The following is a 16587-nucleotide window of genomic DNA, read 5'->3' on the forward strand; positions in this document are numbered from 1 at the left end:
AAGCTGTCTCTGGACAGTTTTTTTCTTGCACATATTTAGACCCGCAAGAAGGCACGGAAGTAACTAAAACCTTTTATGTAGGGGATCGGACGACGCCATTCTATACATTTAATCCTGATACGTCTGTTCATATTTGGCAGAATGTATCAATGGATTTTATTGAACAATAAAGGGGTGAAAATATGATTGAACAATCTGATTTAGCCCTAGCAGCATGGCAATCAACTGAGCGCCTTTTAGATGCAGTAGTAACAATTAATAAAATTGATTATAAAACCCACAGACTTAACATCAATTGACTATGATTCTGGTGGATTTACTGGTGATACGTTTAGCATCGGTTCTAACTATGAAAATAGTGTGTCAATTAAGTTCTCTCACCTCGTTGAAGGATTACAAGCGGGCATGACGTTGGTCCCCAAAGTGGGTGTTAAAACGGCTAATGGCTATGAATATAGTTCGTTAGGCGTTTTTGTTATTTCAGATGAAATTCAAATGGACCGTAACAACGATGAAACGACGATTAAGGCTTATGACCAGATGTGCTTGTTAGAAGGAACGTATACTTCTAAGTTATCTTACCCGGCTAAAGTGGTTGATGTTGTTGCCGAAATTGCTAACATGGCAGGCGTTTCACTCAATACTAGTGATATTAGTAGATTGCCAGTACTTGCTAATCTTCCTAGTGCGATTAAAGGGCAAACATACCGTAATGCAATTGGAATGTTGGCACAATTCTATGTAGGATTTGCAACTTTTGATCGTGATGGAAAGCTTACGATTCGAGTAATTACAGAACCAGATTACGTGTTAGACCCTAGTCAGTATGAGCAAGGTGGACTTACTAAGAACGAAGTGCCATACAAAATTGGTGGTATTCAATGTGATGTAACAACAAGTACTTCGGATTCAAGTGGTGGCACTAATGAAACTACTACTACGCTGCAAGTCGGAGCTACATCAGGATCACAAGTTAAGCTAGCGAATAATTTGATGACGATGGATAGGCTACAAGATATTTGGACCCAAATTAAAGATGTTACGTTCTATCCGTTCAGTTTGAAGTGGTTTGGTAATCCTGCTATCGAAGCGGGCGATTGGTTGACCTTACAGGATACCAAAGGGAATAATTTCAATGTTCCCAATAATGGCTATACGATGACTTTTGACGGTAGTCTTTCTGCGGTGTCGAAGGCTGATCAGACGGCTACAGCAAGCAGCAGTTATGCATGGCGGGGGCAACTCTCTCAGCAGGTAGCCGATTTAGGCGGCCGCGTAGGTGCTTCCGGTAACTATATCTATGGTGCTGAAACAACGGACCCACCGCTCAATGCTAAGTTTAATGATTTGTGGTACAAGCAGAACGGGAACAAGACTGAATTGTGGACGTACGAGCGCCAGAATGACGGCACTGGTGAGTGGGTATTAACTGTCTCTGACCTGACGAGTTCTGATGTAAAAGCGCAAGTCGATGAAGTGGGAAAAGATGCGGCGACTGCTGTAACTAATGCGGAAAATGCTGTTGCTATTGCTAATGGTGCTGTTACTACTGCTGGATTTGCAAATGATGCTGCCAGTAAAGCTCAGGTAGACGCTGGCACTGCCATGACTAATTCATTGCAGGCGCTCAACACTGCTAATGTGTTAAGCGATAAAGTGACGACTAATACAGCATCAATTGATAACAATACTAAAATGATTGCGTTAAAGGCTAATCAAACGGATGTTGATTCAATTGCCGGGCGTGTGACTACTGCTGAAGGTTCACTAACAGTGATGAATGATCAGATTGCACAGTCTGTGACACATTCGGAATTAACGACTACGCTAGGTGGGTATGCCACGCAGTCGTGGACACAAGGGCAGATTACAACTACCGCTAATGCAATTACCTCAACCGTGTCTAGTGTGCAAACTCAGGTTACTAATAGTGCTGTAGGGGTCAATCTTTTAAGAAATACTAGTCCAAGTGACAGTAGCCTTATGAATCCTTTGTATAAACCAGACAAAGTTAATTGGACGATTATTTCAGGTGGAGATGGAGTAGGATCGTTTACAGATGTGAGCGGGTTGCTTGCGAAATATGGGTTTCAGATTCTAAATAATACGTCTGGTAATCGGGATTTTAAACAATACTTTGATTATGATAATAAGCCATATGTATTCAGTGTTTATGCCAAACCCACGGGTGTAACACAGGCTGTTGCCTTATTACGTATATGGGATGATGATTCCGGCGTTGCGGTTAATTGGACTTCGCAAACCATCAATTCTAGTGATGGGTGGACTAGGCTTGTTTTAAATGTAGATGCTGAAAAGTATACTTTACTTCATCGTATTGGCGTGCAATTTGGCATTACTGGTGCTGGTGGAATGATATTTGCTTGCCCAAAATTGGAATCAGGAACTATTCCAACAGATTATGATATTAATCCGGCAGATAGTGCCAGTGTCAAAGCATTATCTACAGTTGAACAAACTGTTAAAGGTATTCAAACGACCGTATCAGACCCAGTTAATGGCCTTGTTGCTAAACAAACGTTACTGTCGAATCAGTACACGAGTGTTATTGGTGGACTGACCAATGAGAATTTAGTGCCGTACTCTGGTTATTGGAATGATACGACTGGTTGGGTAAAAGGTGGAGCAGCCGCGGGTACAATTGGAATTTTTAAACATGCTTTTTACCACAATGGAACTGAAAATATGCTCATCTTGCACAACACTGGTACAAGCATATATGTTGAAAACTTTTTGATTGGTAGTTTATTTCCTATTGAGAGAAATACAACGTATACCTTAACGTATAAGATGTTTTCAAATTATGCCATGCCAAATATGGATGTTTGGTTACTTGGACGGCCATATGGAAGTGGCTATGCTAATGACCAGTCCTATACGATTGCTAAACAAATTATTACTAGTAGAGTACCGTCTAATTCAGGTATAGAAACGATTACACAGACGTTTACAACTGGTGCAATTGATGAAGGGTACCTGCGATTCGATAATAATGGTAATTCGGCGACTAATGGAACGTCTGCTGATTTGTACATTGCAGAAATTAAAATTGAAAAAGGCAGCATTGCCACGCCGTATACCAGATTATCAGGCTCTGAAATGGTTCAAACTGCTAATAATATTAATCTACGTGTTGAGAAAAACGGTGTGGTTAATGCGATTAATGTATCGCAAGAAGGTACTCAGATATATGGTAATAAGTTGCACATTACGGCAACAACTTCCATTGATAGCGCCGTGATTAAGTCAGCAATGATTGACACTCTTACAGCTGATAAGATCACTGCTGGAACGCTCAACGGAAACAATGTTAATGTGATTAATCTAAACGCTAGCCATATTACTACTGGGACACTGACAGGTTCTAACTTACAAATTAACCTTAGTACCGGTATGGTTACATTCCAAAGTGGTCGCATTCACAACTCGACTAACACAATTGATATTAATATTGATCAAGGATATATTTCAACAGCCAATGGCAATGCAAGAGTGATGCTTAAGAATGGCGAAATGCAATTTGTGGAGCCGGGAATATTTGATACTGAAACTACGCCATACTTAAGGATTTCTAACGTGTCTGGTGGACAGTCTTTTAATGGTGCAACCTTTAATGGTAGAAAGTACGCAGTTTTAACAAATTCAGATAATTCCGCCGGTGGAGGTATATTTGATGCACCTGTAGGCGAGGAACAGTTCAGTGGTATCTCTACAGGATATGGACTTGGTCTTTTAAGTACTGGTTGGCATATGACAAAAGTTGGTGGAGCCAATCGTGGGGTAGTTATATCTGGAGGTAAAAAAACATCCTATAATCCATATTGGCAATCCAGTCCTTCGATTGTAGTAGGTGGTACAAACCCAAGTGATTATCAAACTGGGGGTATGTACGGCACTAATATTATTATGGATTGTAACTACTTATATAACTTTAGTACTTGGGCGCAAACCAGTAGTCATGCTGCTAATGTTTATGTGGCTTCCGATGGTGCTATCGTTAGGGCTAGTTCAGCTTCTAAATATAAAGCGAATATTGTACGTAGCTTTGCTTCTGAATATGGAGAAAAAATATTAACTGTCCCAACTGCAACATGGAACGATAAAGCAGAACTAGAACATGGGCATGTTGAGCGAAGATATTATGGAATGATTGCCGAAGATTTAGCATCTGCTGGGCTTGAAATGCTAGTTGATCGTGGATCTGATGGAGAAATCGAAGGGGTCGAATACGATCGGATTGCAGTGGCACTAATACCATTAATTAAAAGTATGAAACAACGAATTGACGAACTCGAAGAAAAGTTAGGAGCATAAAATTATGAAATTTACTATTGAAAATCAATATCTTAACGGTGCGGTTACTCTCATGCAACGGATACCATTAACCGGTTACCAATCAATGGCTCGGACACGTTTTATCCGTGTCTTAAACGAACCAGTTCAAGCTATGGTAGATGCTCAAAAGGACTTACTTGAACAATATGCTGTTAAAGGTGATGATGGCGAGCCAATCAGTGATAACGGTAATTACACGCTACAAAAAGATACAGTACAGGAATACAAAGATGCTTATGATAAGTTGATTCACCAGTCCGCTGAAATTGATAAGGGAACGTATACGGATCATAAGCGAGACATTCAAGAGGTTTTGAAGAATTGCAAGTTGGAATTATCTGGCGATGATGCCAGCGTGTATGCAGCGCTATGTGATGCTTTAGAAGTCAGTTTTGAAAAGGAAGGTAAATAATTATGTTAAAAACCAATAAATCAATTACGCTATCAGGCCAATCTTTTGTTAATGGAACCCAAGTTGCTAGTTACAGCGCTAATATTAACAGTGAAAGTGGTTCAAGCAATATTAATTCTAGTATCATCAATCAAGAACTTTACGATGCTAACAAGGTAGATGTACGCAAGGATTTGTCAGATTTTACTACTAAGGTCTATGAAGTTGAAGACCAATTGGACAGTGAAGATACGGCTGACAGCACTAAGACTGCTTAACACGAGGTGAGCGACTATGTATGAGCATTTTACTAGAAACCGATTTTGGTTTTGGAAAGCGATGGAAACGTACGCGTTGGGCATTTACTTTATTGTTAAGCAAAATACGTTTATCTTTGAGCCACCTAAGCCAACCTTGTTAGATGTATTAGATGATCCACCGGCTATTTTTATTCTGGCGTGTGTAGGCACGTTGGGGCTAGTTTATTCGCTGTGGGATATTCATCTACCATATTACAAGCCACTAATGGCCGGGATGCTAACATTTGTCTGGGCCTTTTTTATGATCGCATTTGCGGCGCATGACTTTGCAACTGCACGATATGTGAGCTTTGAAAGTATGTACGCATTGGCGATTCTAGTCACAATGGTGCATGAACAAATTGTTGGAGGTTGATAAGTCGTGAGTGATGTCGTTATCGTGGCCCTCATCAGTTCTGCTACGGCGATCGTTGTTGCGTTGATTCCACAAATCTTTCCTTCACACAAAGAGAACAACGCGGCCACTAACGGCGATTCAATTTCTGAGTTGAAAAAGAAGAACGGGGCACTAAAAAAAGAGAATGTAGAAAAGCAAGAAATCATCGAATATTATAGAAAGCGGGATAGCAAGTAATGACAAGTTTTATTCAATTAGTAAATGGCGGGACAATTGCAGCAATCGGGATTGTCGTGTTTTTAATTATTTGGGCATTGAAAGGAACTAAATTCAATAATCAATATCTGCCAATTGCGGCCGAGTTAATCGGTGCGGTGATTGGTATTTTTATTGCTACGGCAATGGCGGATACGTCTTGGATTGTTGGCATGGTGGACGGATTAGTTGCAGGCGCAGTCAGTGTCGGTGGCAATGAACTAATCAAGTCGATTCTGAACACGTTTGGTACGGATGGAGGAAATAAATAATGGCTACTTTAAATGGATTTGATGTCGCAAGCTATCAGACTGGTATGAATGTCGGTGGTGCCGCGGGTGACTTTGTACTTATCAAAGCTACTGAGGGGACTAACTACACTAACCCAGCTTTTAGCGGGCACGTTAAACAAACGTTAGCAGCAAGCAAAAAGTTGGGTGTTTACCACTTTGCTGATGTTGGTGATGCTACAAAACAGGCCGATTATTTCTTGTCTAAGGTTAGCAGCTATGTTGGTAATGCTATGCTCGTTTTGGATTATGAAGCAAGTGCCGTTAGTCAAGGTGTCAATTGGGCGAAAACTTGGTTGGATCGCGTTTATACTAAAACTGGTGTCCGGCCGGTCATTTATATGGGGCTAGCCGATGAAAATAGGTTAGATTGGTCACCAGTGGTCAATGCAAATTATGGCTTTTGGGGTGCTCAATATAACAATTACAATCAAGTTGTTGGCTTTACTCCACGTGATTTGTATGGTTCGCTAAAACATTGGAAGACCGCGGTCATGTTCCAGTATACGAGTGCAGGTCGTTTATCTGGTTGGAGCGAAGATTTAGATTTTAACATTTTTTACGGTGATAAATCGGCATGGGATAAGTATGCTAAGTCTACTAAGACGGTTACAGCCAGCAAGCCAGTTTTAAAGCCTAATACCACTGCGCCCAAGTGGGTTAAGGAGAACAAGACCTATACATTGAAGACGGCTGTTAAGCTCCGTACGGGTGCGTCAACATCCGCTGGTGTGATTGCCGTATTACCAGCAGGATCAACGGTAAAAACTGATCAAGCCATCATCACGGGTGGCTATCGCTGGGTTCGGCAACCACGTGGTAACAGTTACGCTTATTTGGCGACTGGTCCAGTAAACAACACACTTGAATATGTGAAGTAATACGAATCCCCGCACTGACTTTATAGTTAGTGTGGGGATTTTTTGCGTAATATGTAGCGCTGCCCGCATTGGTGTTTTAGTATAAAATGTCCCACAAAAGTTCCCACAAATCTGTGGGACATTTAGGCATTATCAGATATGCGTATTTTTAGAATGCCGGTTTATCAATGTTTATAAGTGTTAAAAGCAAGAAAAAGTAATCAAAAAAAGTTCATATTGTATAACAAAAAAAGTTTCAATACCAGATAGACATTTGGCTGAAACTTTGCTTGGGGCTATTTTTAGTTATTTTTTAGCTTGTTCTTTTAATAAATCACGAATTTCTTCCAGATATTGTTCGGAAGCTTCAACGGCTTCGTCCTCTGGTTCTTCGGGTTCATTTCTGACAACCTTATTGATAATCTTAACGAGTAGGAAGACGACGATCGCTACGATGAAGAAATTAATGACGGCGTTTAGAAAGGCGCCATATTTAAACGTTGCGTCACCGATACTGACCTTCATATTGGATAAGTCGATCTTACCTAAGAAGATCCCGATTAACGGGTTGATCAGGTTGTCCGTTAATGATTTGACGATGGCGGTAAAAGCTGACCCAATAATAACCCCGACTGCTAGGTCAATTACGTTACCGCGTGCAATAAACTCTTTGAATTCTTTAATCATTGATAACCGCTCCTTTATGAGTTGTTCTTAAAATAGTATAGCGAAGATTGGGAGTGTGCTCAAACTGAATGCATTCGCTATCGTTTTTGCTGTTGTAAATTGTTGGTATGTCGAGCTTATCAGGGCAAGTTTAGTAGTGAAGTGGCAGATCAGTTTTAGTTGTTAAAATGAGGATGTCAACTATTCTTTAAACGCATAGTAGGGTATTTGAAATAGGTATTTTACATTACCTCGGCAGACACGTATGATGACGTCAATCTAATTAGTTAGCGGTAAGCCGCATCAAATGATGACGACGTACCAGCAGATGCCAGATGAGTAGCTAGCTGACCACGATAATGGTGGATTTAGATTGAATGACTATTTAAAGGAGATTATTAAAATGACTAAACAGACAGAAATCGCATTAGGAACCTGGGCGTGGGGTGACACGTCTGACGGTAAAGTTTTTGGTGAACAGTTGACGGTTGCGGATTTACAACCAGTCGTTGATGAAGCCATGGCGAACGGTTTTAATCTTTGGGATACGGCCTACGCTTACGGTGCCGGTGTTTCCGAATCAATGTTAGGAACGCTACTACAGAATTACCCACGTGAGAGTTACCAATTATCAACGAAGTTTACGCCACAAATGGCTGGCGATGGTGAACACGAAGTTGCTGATATGCTTGCCGGTAGTTTGAAACGCTTGAAGACCGATTATATAGATATTTATTGGATTCATAATCCCGGTGATGTCGAAAAGTGGACACCAGAACTGATTCCACTAGTGCAAAGTGGCAAGATCAAGCGGGTCGGCGTTTCTAATCACAATTTAGACCAGATTAAACGGGTAAATGAAATCTTAGGCGCAGCTGGTATTCAAATTTCAGCGGTTCAAAATCACTACAGCTTACTGTACCGCTCATCCGAAGAAGCTGGAATTATTGAGTACTGTCGCGAACATGACATTACTTTCTTTGCATACATGGTATTGGAACAAGGTGCACTTTCAGGTCACTACGATGTTCAACATCCGTTACCCGCTGGAACGATGCGTGCGACCGTCTACAATCCCGTACTACCACAACTTGAAGCGTTGACGTCCGCGTTAGCTGGAATTGGGGCTAAGCAGGATGCGACCGCGGCTGAAGTGGCAACGGCCTATGTACTTGCCAAGGGAACAACCCCAATTGTTGGGATCACTAAGGCGAAGTACATTGCGAGCGAAAAGAAAGCAGTGACAGTCCAATTATCTGATGCAGACGTGGCTAGATTAGAAGCGCTGGCTGCTGCGACGAATGTGGATACTAAAGGGAACTGGGAAGAAACGATGATCTAGTCGTTTTGATTTAAGTCGTGAGAAAGAAGATATATAATGGCAAAAATATTAATTCTTGGTGCAAGTGGCGCCATGGCACAATTATTAACTAAACGATTACTGAATGAAACGGATGATCAGCTCGTGTTGTTTTTACGACATGCGGAGCGGGTTGCTCAATACGCCTCTGATCAACGCGTGACGATTATTGAAGGTGACGTATTGGACACGTCCGCAGTCATCAAAGCGCTGGCTAATGTTGATGTCGTTTATTCTAATCTGGGTGGTATCAATCTTGATGATCAGATGCGCAGCGTGTTATTGGCGATGAAGCAGGCTAAGCAAACACGGTTAATCTATATCAGTTCACTGGGTGCGCATCACGAAGTTGCTGGCAAGTTTGGGCAGTGGAACGAACAGGCGATTAAAGATTACTTGCCTGGTTTCAGAAAAACGGCCGAGTTAGTGGCTAATTCAGGGCTCACTTATCCCGAAATCCGCCCAGCATGGTTAACGAATCAAGCTGAAGTTAGCTATGAGATTACACGGGGCGACGAGTCCTTTAAAGGCACGGAGGTTGCTCGTCAAAGTGTTGCTGACTTTGCGTTCAAGGTTATTCAAGATCCAACCACCTATCAAAATGAAAGTGTTGGTCTGAATAAACCTAATACCGACGGCGATAAGCCAAACTGGATCTAGCTTGTTAAACAGGATGAACTAGTAATTCAAATCAAACGGCGGATGGTAAGTCATTTAGAAGCGGGGTTAGTGATATGGAATATACGACATTAGGACAGACGGACATCAATGTTTCAAAGCTGTGCGTGGGCGCAATGAGTTTTGGTCAGGCGGGAACGATGCACGACTGGACGTTAGACGCTGATCAAAGTGAACAGGTGATTGCGCACGCTTTAGATCTGGGAATCAACTTTTTTGATACGGCCAACGTCTATTCGGCTGGAACCAGCGAAGAATATTTAGGACGAGCACTCAAACAACATACAACGAGAGACAAAGTTGTCTTGGCTTCTAAAGTGTATTTCAATCCGGGACGGCTCTCTAAAGAAGCCATTAACCGTGAAATTGATGGCACGTTAGTACGATTAGGAACTGATTATCTCGACTTATACATTATTCATCGTTTTGATTATGACACCCCAATCGAGGAAACCATGGAAGCCCTTGATGGCCTTGTAAAAGCAGGTAAAGTCCGTGCTTTGGGCGCTTCTGCAATGTATGGTTATCAATTCTATAATATGCAGTTAGCCGCTCGGGATCACGGATGGACGCCATTTTCAACGATGGAAGATCACTATAATTTACTCTACCGTGAGGATGAACACGAACTAATCCCAATCTGTAAACAGATGGATGTCTCGTTGATGCCATACAGTGCGTTAGCCGCTGGCAGGTTGGCTCGACCAGAGTGGACAACTAGTACGAAACGTAGTCAGACTGATCAGGTCGCGATGGGTAAGTACGATCACACCAAGCAATTTGATGTCAAGATTACGCAGCGTGTGCATGAATTGGCCGATAAGTATCAGGTGTCGATGTCACAAATTGCGATTGCGTGGCAGTGGGTGAAGGGCGTTGCATCACCGATTATCGGTGCGACAAAGGCTAAGTATCTTGACGAAGCTGCCCAAGCTTTTGAGGTTCAGCTGACACCGGCTGATATTAACTATTTGGAAGAACCCTACGTTCCACATAAGATTATTGGTGCGATTGACCATAATCCAGCTGAAGGGGTCGTCCTACTGGATAGTGATAAGAAGTAGTTGATAAGAATCTGAAATAGATGTGTTAGCACCGTGAAGCCAAACTGGCTTGGCGGTGTTTTTTGTTTGCTATCAATTAGGCGCTAGCCCACAAGCTTAACCAGCTGCACGTAAAAATTGGAAATTTACAAGCCGTTTTCAGAAAAGTGATTGACAATCAGTCTAAAAGACCTATAATAATAAGTCTGTACGACCTATCAGGAGGTAAACGATGTACGAATTATTAGTATTAGGTGCGCTGGTGTCGCGCGATATGTCCGGCTATAAACTTGGTTTAGTCTTGGAGAATTCGCTGGTACCGCGACGAAAGATTTCAAACGGTGTCATGTACCCGTTGCTAAATAAGTTAGCGGAGGCGGGGGATATTAGTTTTGTGACTGATGAGACTAATCCTCGTGGTAAACGCTTTGCTCATTTAACAGCGGCCGGTTATGATCACCTGCACGAAATGTTACTAACACCGGTGGCAGCCGATGCTAAGCGTGAGTCGCTTTATCGGTTTAAGTTCAAAGGGATGGCAAAAGAATCCGTTGAGGTTCAGAGCCAGATCTTGAATGCTTACAAGAATGCAGTACTAACTGATCTCCAAGTCTATCAGCAAGTCTATGTGCATTTAGAAGAAAAACAGGCAGCAGCGGTTGAGCCACAACCTGCTTTAGTCTGGAGCATGCGGACGTTGTCGTTACAAATTGCTGAGAGTGAGACCAGGATCAAGTGGAGTATTCAGCAGTTGGAAGAGATTAACCAAAATGGGACGGTTGGAGGAATGAATCACAATGAATAAGGAATATCGGAAGTGGATCGGGCTAGTGGTCCTATCATTAGGTGTGTTCATGGCGTTACTAGACGTTACGATCGTGAACGTTGCGCTGCCAACAATGGTGCGGGACTTCAACGAATCGTTTAACAACGTGCAGTGGGTCTTGAACGCGTACTCATTAGTACTAGGTGTCACGTTGCTGATCGTGTCTAAGATTGGTGATATGTATGGCTTAAAGAAGGTCTTTGTTATTTCACTAGCACTGTTCGTTATCGCTTCGGCAGTCAATGGGATGGCGCCTTCATTACTAGTCTTAGACATCGGTCGTGGGGTACAAGCCATTGGTGGGGCTGGGATGAATGCCTTAGCCATGGCATTAGTAGCAATTAGTTTTAAAGGGAGCAAACGTGGGGTTGCATTAGGTATCTTGGGTTCTGTTATTGGGCTATCATCAGCTTCTGGTCCATTAGTTGGTGGTTACTTAGTTGCTCAATTCGGTTGGCGGTCAATCTTCTACGTCAACATTCCAATTGGAATTATTGCCATTGTTTTAACCATGATCTATGTGGATGAAGTACCAAATATCAGTAGTAGTAAAAAGATCGATTTTGGCGGTATGTTCTTGTCTGCAGCTAGCTTATTCTCACTGATTTATGGGTTGATTTTGAAAGAAAATCATCCACATTGGGGTTGGATGAGTATGCACATGATTCCTTGGTTTGGCGCAGCAATTATTTTCCTAGTGCTCTTTATCTTGGTCGAGGATCGTATCAAACAACCGATGGTCAACTTAGCCATGTTCCGTAATCCACATTTTGTTGGGACGATTATGGTGGCGTTAGCGTTGGGTGCCGGGATTTATTCTTATAACACGTATTTGACATCATTAATGCAAAATTACATGGGATACTCAGCGTTAGACGCCGGGGTACGCCAATTGACGATCAGTGTCTGGTCATTGATCTTAGGTCCCGTAACGGGTTACTTAGGTAATCGTTATTCTAAGAAATGGATGATTAGTTTCAGTCTGTTCCTTGGTGGGATCGGCTTCTTGATGCTAGCCAATGCCATGACGGTCAAAGTTTCGTTTGCCCAATTATGGCCTGGGATGGTTCTGATGGGAATCACCAACGGATTGGTCAACCCATTATTAAACACCGCTGGTATGGAAGGTGTGGCCGTTCAAGAAATGGGAATGGCTTCTGGCTTAATCAACGTCTTCCGTCAGATTGGGGTCACCATTGGGATAGTCTCACTAGGCTTAGTTCAAAATAATGTGTACGAAAACTATTTGACGAAACATATCAGTACAATCAATATGCCAAAGGCGGCAGCAACGTCGATTCATCAAGCGTTGGTCACTGCTGGACCATTTTCCGGTCACAGCATCGCCTTCAGTACGCGGATGAGTCAGTCACAATTTGGACATGACATTCAACAGATGGTCTTGCAAGCGTTCGCTAATGGGACGCGGGCAGTATCATTAGCGTCAGCTGGAATTGTGATTGTTGGTGGGATTCTTGCCGCAATCTTGATGCGTGGTCGTAAATCTTCAAAAGCATAATCATTAAAAATTAACGTCATAAGACTCGTACTTATCGGACTGTCATGTCTAATAAGTACGAGTCTTTTTATGGATACGGTTAACTCATGGCTTGGGATAAAGAATCGCAAAAGCAGGTTGATTTAAAGGCCCGCATGGTATGATATAACATAGAATTTTGAGGTCGTTTGGAGGGACTGTCATCATGTTAACGGTTTTGGGGCCAATTATCGCCATCTTTTTAATGACGGGTGCCGTGGCACTCAGTAATATTCTGGGTAATCTGTTTCCAAGAATATCCACCAGTTATTTCAATATCGCACTGGGTATCATCATTGCGCTGATTCCAGCGCTGAATCACATCATACCGGCCTTTAATTTTGAAATTTTTATGCTGACGATTTCACCGCTATTATTCTTTGAAGGTCAAAGTACAACGTCAGCGAATATCTTTCGAAATTTAGGGGCTATTTTCAGCGTCTCGGGCGTCCTCGTACTAGTAACGATGCTAGTGGTCGGGGGCTTATTACAGTTGTTACCTGGGATTTCATTGGGATTAGGACTGGTGCTAGCCGTGATCAGTGCCCCAACTGACGCCACTGCATTGGAAACGGCCAGTGCGGGTGTTCAATTGAGTAGTAGCGATGAAAAAACACTCAAGTTTGAGGGCCTTTTCAACGATGCGACCGGCTTAGTCTTATTGGAAGTGGCATTGCTAGTCTTACAAGGTAGCAAAGTCAGTATCGGGGACTCAGTCCTAACCTTTATCCGCTCTGCCGGTGGGGGAATCGTGTTCGGAATCATGGCGGGAATCGCGATTATTGTGATTCGCCAATTGCTGATTCGGTTGCAGTTTACGCTGAGTTTACCGATTACGCTCGTCTATATTCTGTCACCGTTTGCGGCGTTTTTAGGAGCCGAAGCGTTGGGCTTCTCAGGGATTCTTGCTGTGGTAACGACTGGAATCGTCGGCAACGCGGAGATTAAACACGTTCGCTTAATGAGTCCGCGGCAATCACGTTGGGGAATTGATCTATTCGAGGTGCTATTAGAACTATTGAACGGCGTTGCATTTGCCAGTCTGGGCATGTTAGCGACACGGATTATTATGAAAAATTGGCACGAACTGGGGAATAGTCTGATTTGGATTGTTTTAGGTGTCGTTCTGTACCTAGGTTGTTTAGCCACACGGTATCTGTATATCAAATTCACCACGAAAAAGACCCCGCACGCAGCGTTGGTCTTTGCTGTTGGTGGCGTCCACGGGGCGGTCAATTTTGCGTTAGCGCTCAGCATTTCTGAGTACGGTCTAGCCAATACCACCTTTGAACTGATTGTGATGGCGGAAGTTACCTTCATCCTGTTGAGTATGTTGGTACCACCGATTATCTTTAAATTGATTTTACCTGTTAAACCAAGTGCTCAGCTCAAACGCACCCAGTCAGCAACAATCAAACGCGCGATGGTCGATGACGTCGTTGCAATCTCACAGGTGACAGAATTACCGGTGCGGGTTCGCGATAGTGTCATTCAGGACCTTAACAGCCAAACGGGACGGCTGAGCTTTGCAGGAATGATCAGTAATTGGCGGCAGACTGCCACCATCATTCATGACTTGTCGGATGAAGAACAGCTTCAGCGACGTTCAGCATTACGAGCCGCTTTTCAACATGAACGGGATTACTTGCAACAACAAGCAGCGCAGCTACCAGAGCAGACTGGTATCATTGAAGAACTCTACAACGAAGTCTTATTGGCAGAATCCGTCGTGATTGATTTGCCGGTGACATAAGCATGGCTAATTAGATAGAAAAGTTAATCATCTCAAATAAATGAAAAAGTGATTCTGGTACTCTGGGCAAATTGTCAGGGTACCGGAATCACTTTTATATTGAAGTCTAACGTTAAGGGTTACTGGTTATCGCAAACAATTATTTTACCGCCAAGCAACCGTCATAACGGTATTAGGATAAGCATTGTTGCGCGCTTCATCCAATAAAGCTAAGGCCATGTCTGCGTAACTGATACTGGATTCCTGTTGTTGGTCATACAGTAGAACGTCGGTGCCTAATTGATACTGGCCAGTTGCGGGGCCTGCTGGTAGGTAGTTCATTGGTGGGGCAACGTAAGTCCAGTTCAGCGCGGGCGTATGTTTGAGAACGTCTAACGCTTTAAAATGTGCCGCACTGGAATGTTTCATGATAAAGGGTAATTTATCAGCCACTGTTTTAGTGCGCGTTGCGTCAGTATACAGGGTCGCACCGGAACCAACGACGATCAGTCTAGTGGACTGGCCTTTTAAAAGGTCTGCTAGATGCTGGTTAACCCGAGCATAAGCGGGCTTGTTACTGGAAGCGAACGTACTGATGATGACGTCAAAATCAGCTAGGTCGTCTACAGTTAGGCTGAAAATATCACTGACGATAACGGGAACATTAGTATCGGTTAATTTATCAGGATTACGAACGATTGCCGTAACCGTTAACTGTTGTTCTTTAGCAACGTGTAATAGTGCTTGGCCGGTCTTGCCGGTAGCGCCAATAATACCAATCTTCATTTTTAAATCACCTTTTCAATAATTGTTTTGGTCAGTCACAAGTTGCGTAATGACTGCAATTAATTTTTTTGTTTTTCAACCAATTTCATGGCAATCAAACGGTTCGCTGTATCTAGGACGGTTTGTTCAGGATCATGTTGCTGCCAACCCAAGTCCTGTTCGGCTGCGGCCGTGGTGTGATGGTAACGCCGGTTAAGCATTGGAACTAGGGTACGTAGGCTTGGAATAAATTTAGCAAGTAAACGGGTAGCCCAGTTTGGTAAGGAACGGGCGTGAATCCGTAGTAGTGGGAAGGCCGCTTGATAGATGCGCCCAACCTGTAACATGGTTAACGTCTGTGAAGCGCCAAAGTAACGGTTGCCAATGGCCTTAGGATTCTCAAAGGCTAGCCGATGGAGATTAGCTAAGTCGCGGACATCACTGATTTCCAAGGGGACTTTTGGTAATGCGGCTTGTCCCTTGAGAAATTGTAATAAGATGCGGTTAGAACTCAGGTTATCCGTAATGACGGGGCCAAAGATCGCACCAGGAAGGACGGTTGTTAAGTCCAAGTCGTGATCGGCAGCGAATTTCCAAGCCGCTTTTTCAGCTTTAACTTTAGAAATTCGGTAAGGGTCGAGCTCAGGATTCTCAGGATCAGTCCAAAAGCTTTCATCAAATGTGCCAGTTGCACTGTTCTTTGGTGTTGCGGCGGCTAAGGAGCTGGTCATAACGACACGTTTAACACCCGCATCATTGGCAGCTTGGAGGACGTTTAGAACGCCACTAGTTGCGATATTGACCAATTCTTCAGTTGATTCCGTCCCGTTACCCATTGGTGAAGCAACGTGGATGACACCGTCTGCGTCTTTGAGTCCTGCTTGCCAGCCATCTGAACTAGTTAAATCAGCTTCAAAGAAAGATAAGTTTGCCAAGTCTTCAGCTTGGACATAGCGGCTGAGGCCTTTTTTGATGGCATCTGCCTTAGCTAAGGAGCGAAGACTAGCTGCGACAGCGTAGTGTTGGTTTAGAAATTCTGCAATGACCCAAGTGGCAACGAAGCCGGAACCACCAGAAACAACGATTTTTTTCATAAGTTGAGCACCTCTAATTTTTAAATTAGACAAATAATACAACTTATTGTATAAAATGTAAAGTCGTGTTATGATTT

General features: G+C 43.0%; 17 protein-coding genes. 14 read left to right on the plus strand and 3 right to left on the minus strand.

The genetic code is table 11. The features are described from left to right. The 8 genes from ACG95_RS14945 to ACG95_RS04860 all read left to right on the plus strand — a co-directional run. The coding region (locus tag ACG95_RS14945; protein ID WP_337588705.1) for a DUF6711 family protein at nucleotides 1–170 on the plus strand (170 nt) is incomplete at its 5' end. Between the two features lie 241 nt (nucleotides 171–411). Then, nucleotides 412–4335, plus strand: coding sequence for a gp58-like family protein (locus ACG95_RS04830; RefSeq protein WP_237756455.1), 3924 nt, complete (start codon nucleotides 412–414; stop codon nucleotides 4333–4335). A 4-nt stretch (nucleotides 4336–4339) separates the two neighbouring features. Continuing rightward, on the plus strand, nucleotides 4340–4768 hold the full coding sequence (locus tag ACG95_RS04835; RefSeq protein WP_053072682.1) for a DUF1617 family protein: 429 nt from the start codon (nucleotides 4340–4342) through the stop codon (nucleotides 4766–4768). A 2-nt stretch (nucleotides 4769–4770) separates the two neighbouring features. Next, nucleotides 4771–5025, plus strand: a complete 255-nt coding sequence (locus ACG95_RS04840) for a hypothetical protein (protein ID WP_053072684.1) — start codon at nucleotides 4771–4773, stop codon at nucleotides 5023–5025. Nucleotides 5026–5041: 16 nt separating this feature from the next. Further along, nucleotides 5042–5422, plus strand: coding sequence for a hypothetical protein (locus ACG95_RS04845; protein WP_047999426.1), 381 nt, complete (start codon nucleotides 5042–5044; stop codon nucleotides 5420–5422). Between the two features lie 6 nt (nucleotides 5423–5428). Further along, complete coding sequence (locus ACG95_RS04850; RefSeq protein WP_047999427.1) at nucleotides 5429–5641, plus strand: hypothetical protein; 213 nt, start codon at nucleotides 5429–5431, stop codon at nucleotides 5639–5641. Beyond that, the gene (locus ACG95_RS04855; protein ID WP_047999428.1) at nucleotides 5641–5931 is read left to right on the plus strand and encodes a lysis protein; all 291 of its coding nucleotides are present in this window, start codon (nucleotides 5641–5643) and stop codon (nucleotides 5929–5931) included. Before ACG95_RS04850 ends, ACG95_RS04855 begins: the two co-directional genes overlap by 1 nt. Next, nucleotides 5931–6830, plus strand: coding sequence for a GH25 family lysozyme (locus ACG95_RS04860; RefSeq protein WP_047999429.1), 900 nt, complete (start codon nucleotides 5931–5933; stop codon nucleotides 6828–6830). Before ACG95_RS04855 ends, ACG95_RS04860 begins: the two co-directional genes overlap by 1 nt. A 285-nt stretch (nucleotides 6831–7115) precedes the next feature. Here ACG95_RS04860 and mscL read toward each other — a convergent pair whose 3' ends face one another. Further along, on the minus strand, nucleotides 7116–7496 hold the full coding sequence (mscL, locus tag ACG95_RS04865) for a large-conductance mechanosensitive channel protein MscL (protein ID WP_047999430.1): 381 nt from the start codon (nucleotides 7494–7496) through the stop codon (nucleotides 7116–7118). Between the two features lie 382 nt (nucleotides 7497–7878). Here mscL and ACG95_RS04870 point away from each other — a divergent pair, with 382 nt between their 5' ends. The 6 genes from ACG95_RS04870 (at nucleotide 7879) to ACG95_RS04895 (ending at nucleotide 14672) form a co-directional block, all read left to right on the plus strand. Next, nucleotides 7879–8817 carry an aldo/keto reductase gene (locus ACG95_RS04870; protein WP_047999431.1) on the plus strand — a complete coding sequence of 313 codons (939 nt, stop codon included), beginning with the start codon at nucleotides 7879–7881 and terminating at the stop codon, nucleotides 8815–8817. A 36-nt stretch (nucleotides 8818–8853) separates the two neighbouring features. Beyond that, the gene (locus ACG95_RS04875; RefSeq protein WP_047999432.1) at nucleotides 8854–9495 is read left to right on the plus strand and encodes an NAD(P)H-binding protein; all 642 of its coding nucleotides are present in this window, start codon (nucleotides 8854–8856) and stop codon (nucleotides 9493–9495) included. A gap of 74 nt (nucleotides 9496–9569) precedes the next feature. Continuing rightward, nucleotides 9570–10577 (plus strand): aldo/keto reductase, encoded by a 1008-nt coding sequence (locus ACG95_RS04880; protein ID WP_047999433.1) that lies wholly within the window; start codon nucleotides 9570–9572, stop codon nucleotides 10575–10577. A 211-nt stretch (nucleotides 10578–10788) separates the two neighbouring features. Continuing rightward, nucleotides 10789–11361, plus strand: coding sequence for a PadR family transcriptional regulator (locus ACG95_RS04885; RefSeq protein ID WP_047999434.1), 573 nt, complete (start codon nucleotides 10789–10791; stop codon nucleotides 11359–11361). Then, a complete protein-coding gene (locus ACG95_RS04890) occupies nucleotides 11354–12901 on the plus strand; it encodes an MFS transporter (protein WP_047999435.1) in 1548 nt (515 codons plus the stop codon). Before ACG95_RS04885 ends, ACG95_RS04890 begins: the two co-directional genes overlap by 8 nt. Nucleotides 12902–13085: 184 nt before the next feature. Next, nucleotides 13086–14672 (plus strand): cation:proton antiporter domain-containing protein, encoded by a 1587-nt coding sequence (locus ACG95_RS04895; protein WP_047999436.1) that lies wholly within the window; start codon nucleotides 13086–13088, stop codon nucleotides 14670–14672. Between the two features lie 144 nt (nucleotides 14673–14816). Here ACG95_RS04895 and ACG95_RS04900 read toward each other — a convergent pair whose 3' ends face one another. Together ACG95_RS04900 and ACG95_RS04905 are read right to left on the minus strand one after the other, a co-directional pair. Beyond that, nucleotides 14817–15437, minus strand: coding sequence for an NAD(P)-dependent oxidoreductase (locus tag ACG95_RS04900; protein ID WP_047999437.1), 621 nt, complete (start codon nucleotides 15435–15437; stop codon nucleotides 14817–14819). Nucleotides 15438–15496: 59 nt separating this feature from the next. Further along, nucleotides 15497–16510, minus strand: coding sequence for an NAD-dependent epimerase/dehydratase family protein (locus ACG95_RS04905; protein ID WP_047999438.1), 1014 nt, complete (start codon nucleotides 16508–16510; stop codon nucleotides 15497–15499). Nucleotides 16511–16587: the final 77 nt, after the last annotated feature.

This window comes from Lactiplantibacillus herbarum (assembly GCF_001039045.1).
In the GTDB taxonomy this organism is placed as follows: Bacteria; Bacillota; Bacilli; order Lactobacillales; family Lactobacillaceae; genus Lactiplantibacillus; species Lactiplantibacillus herbarum.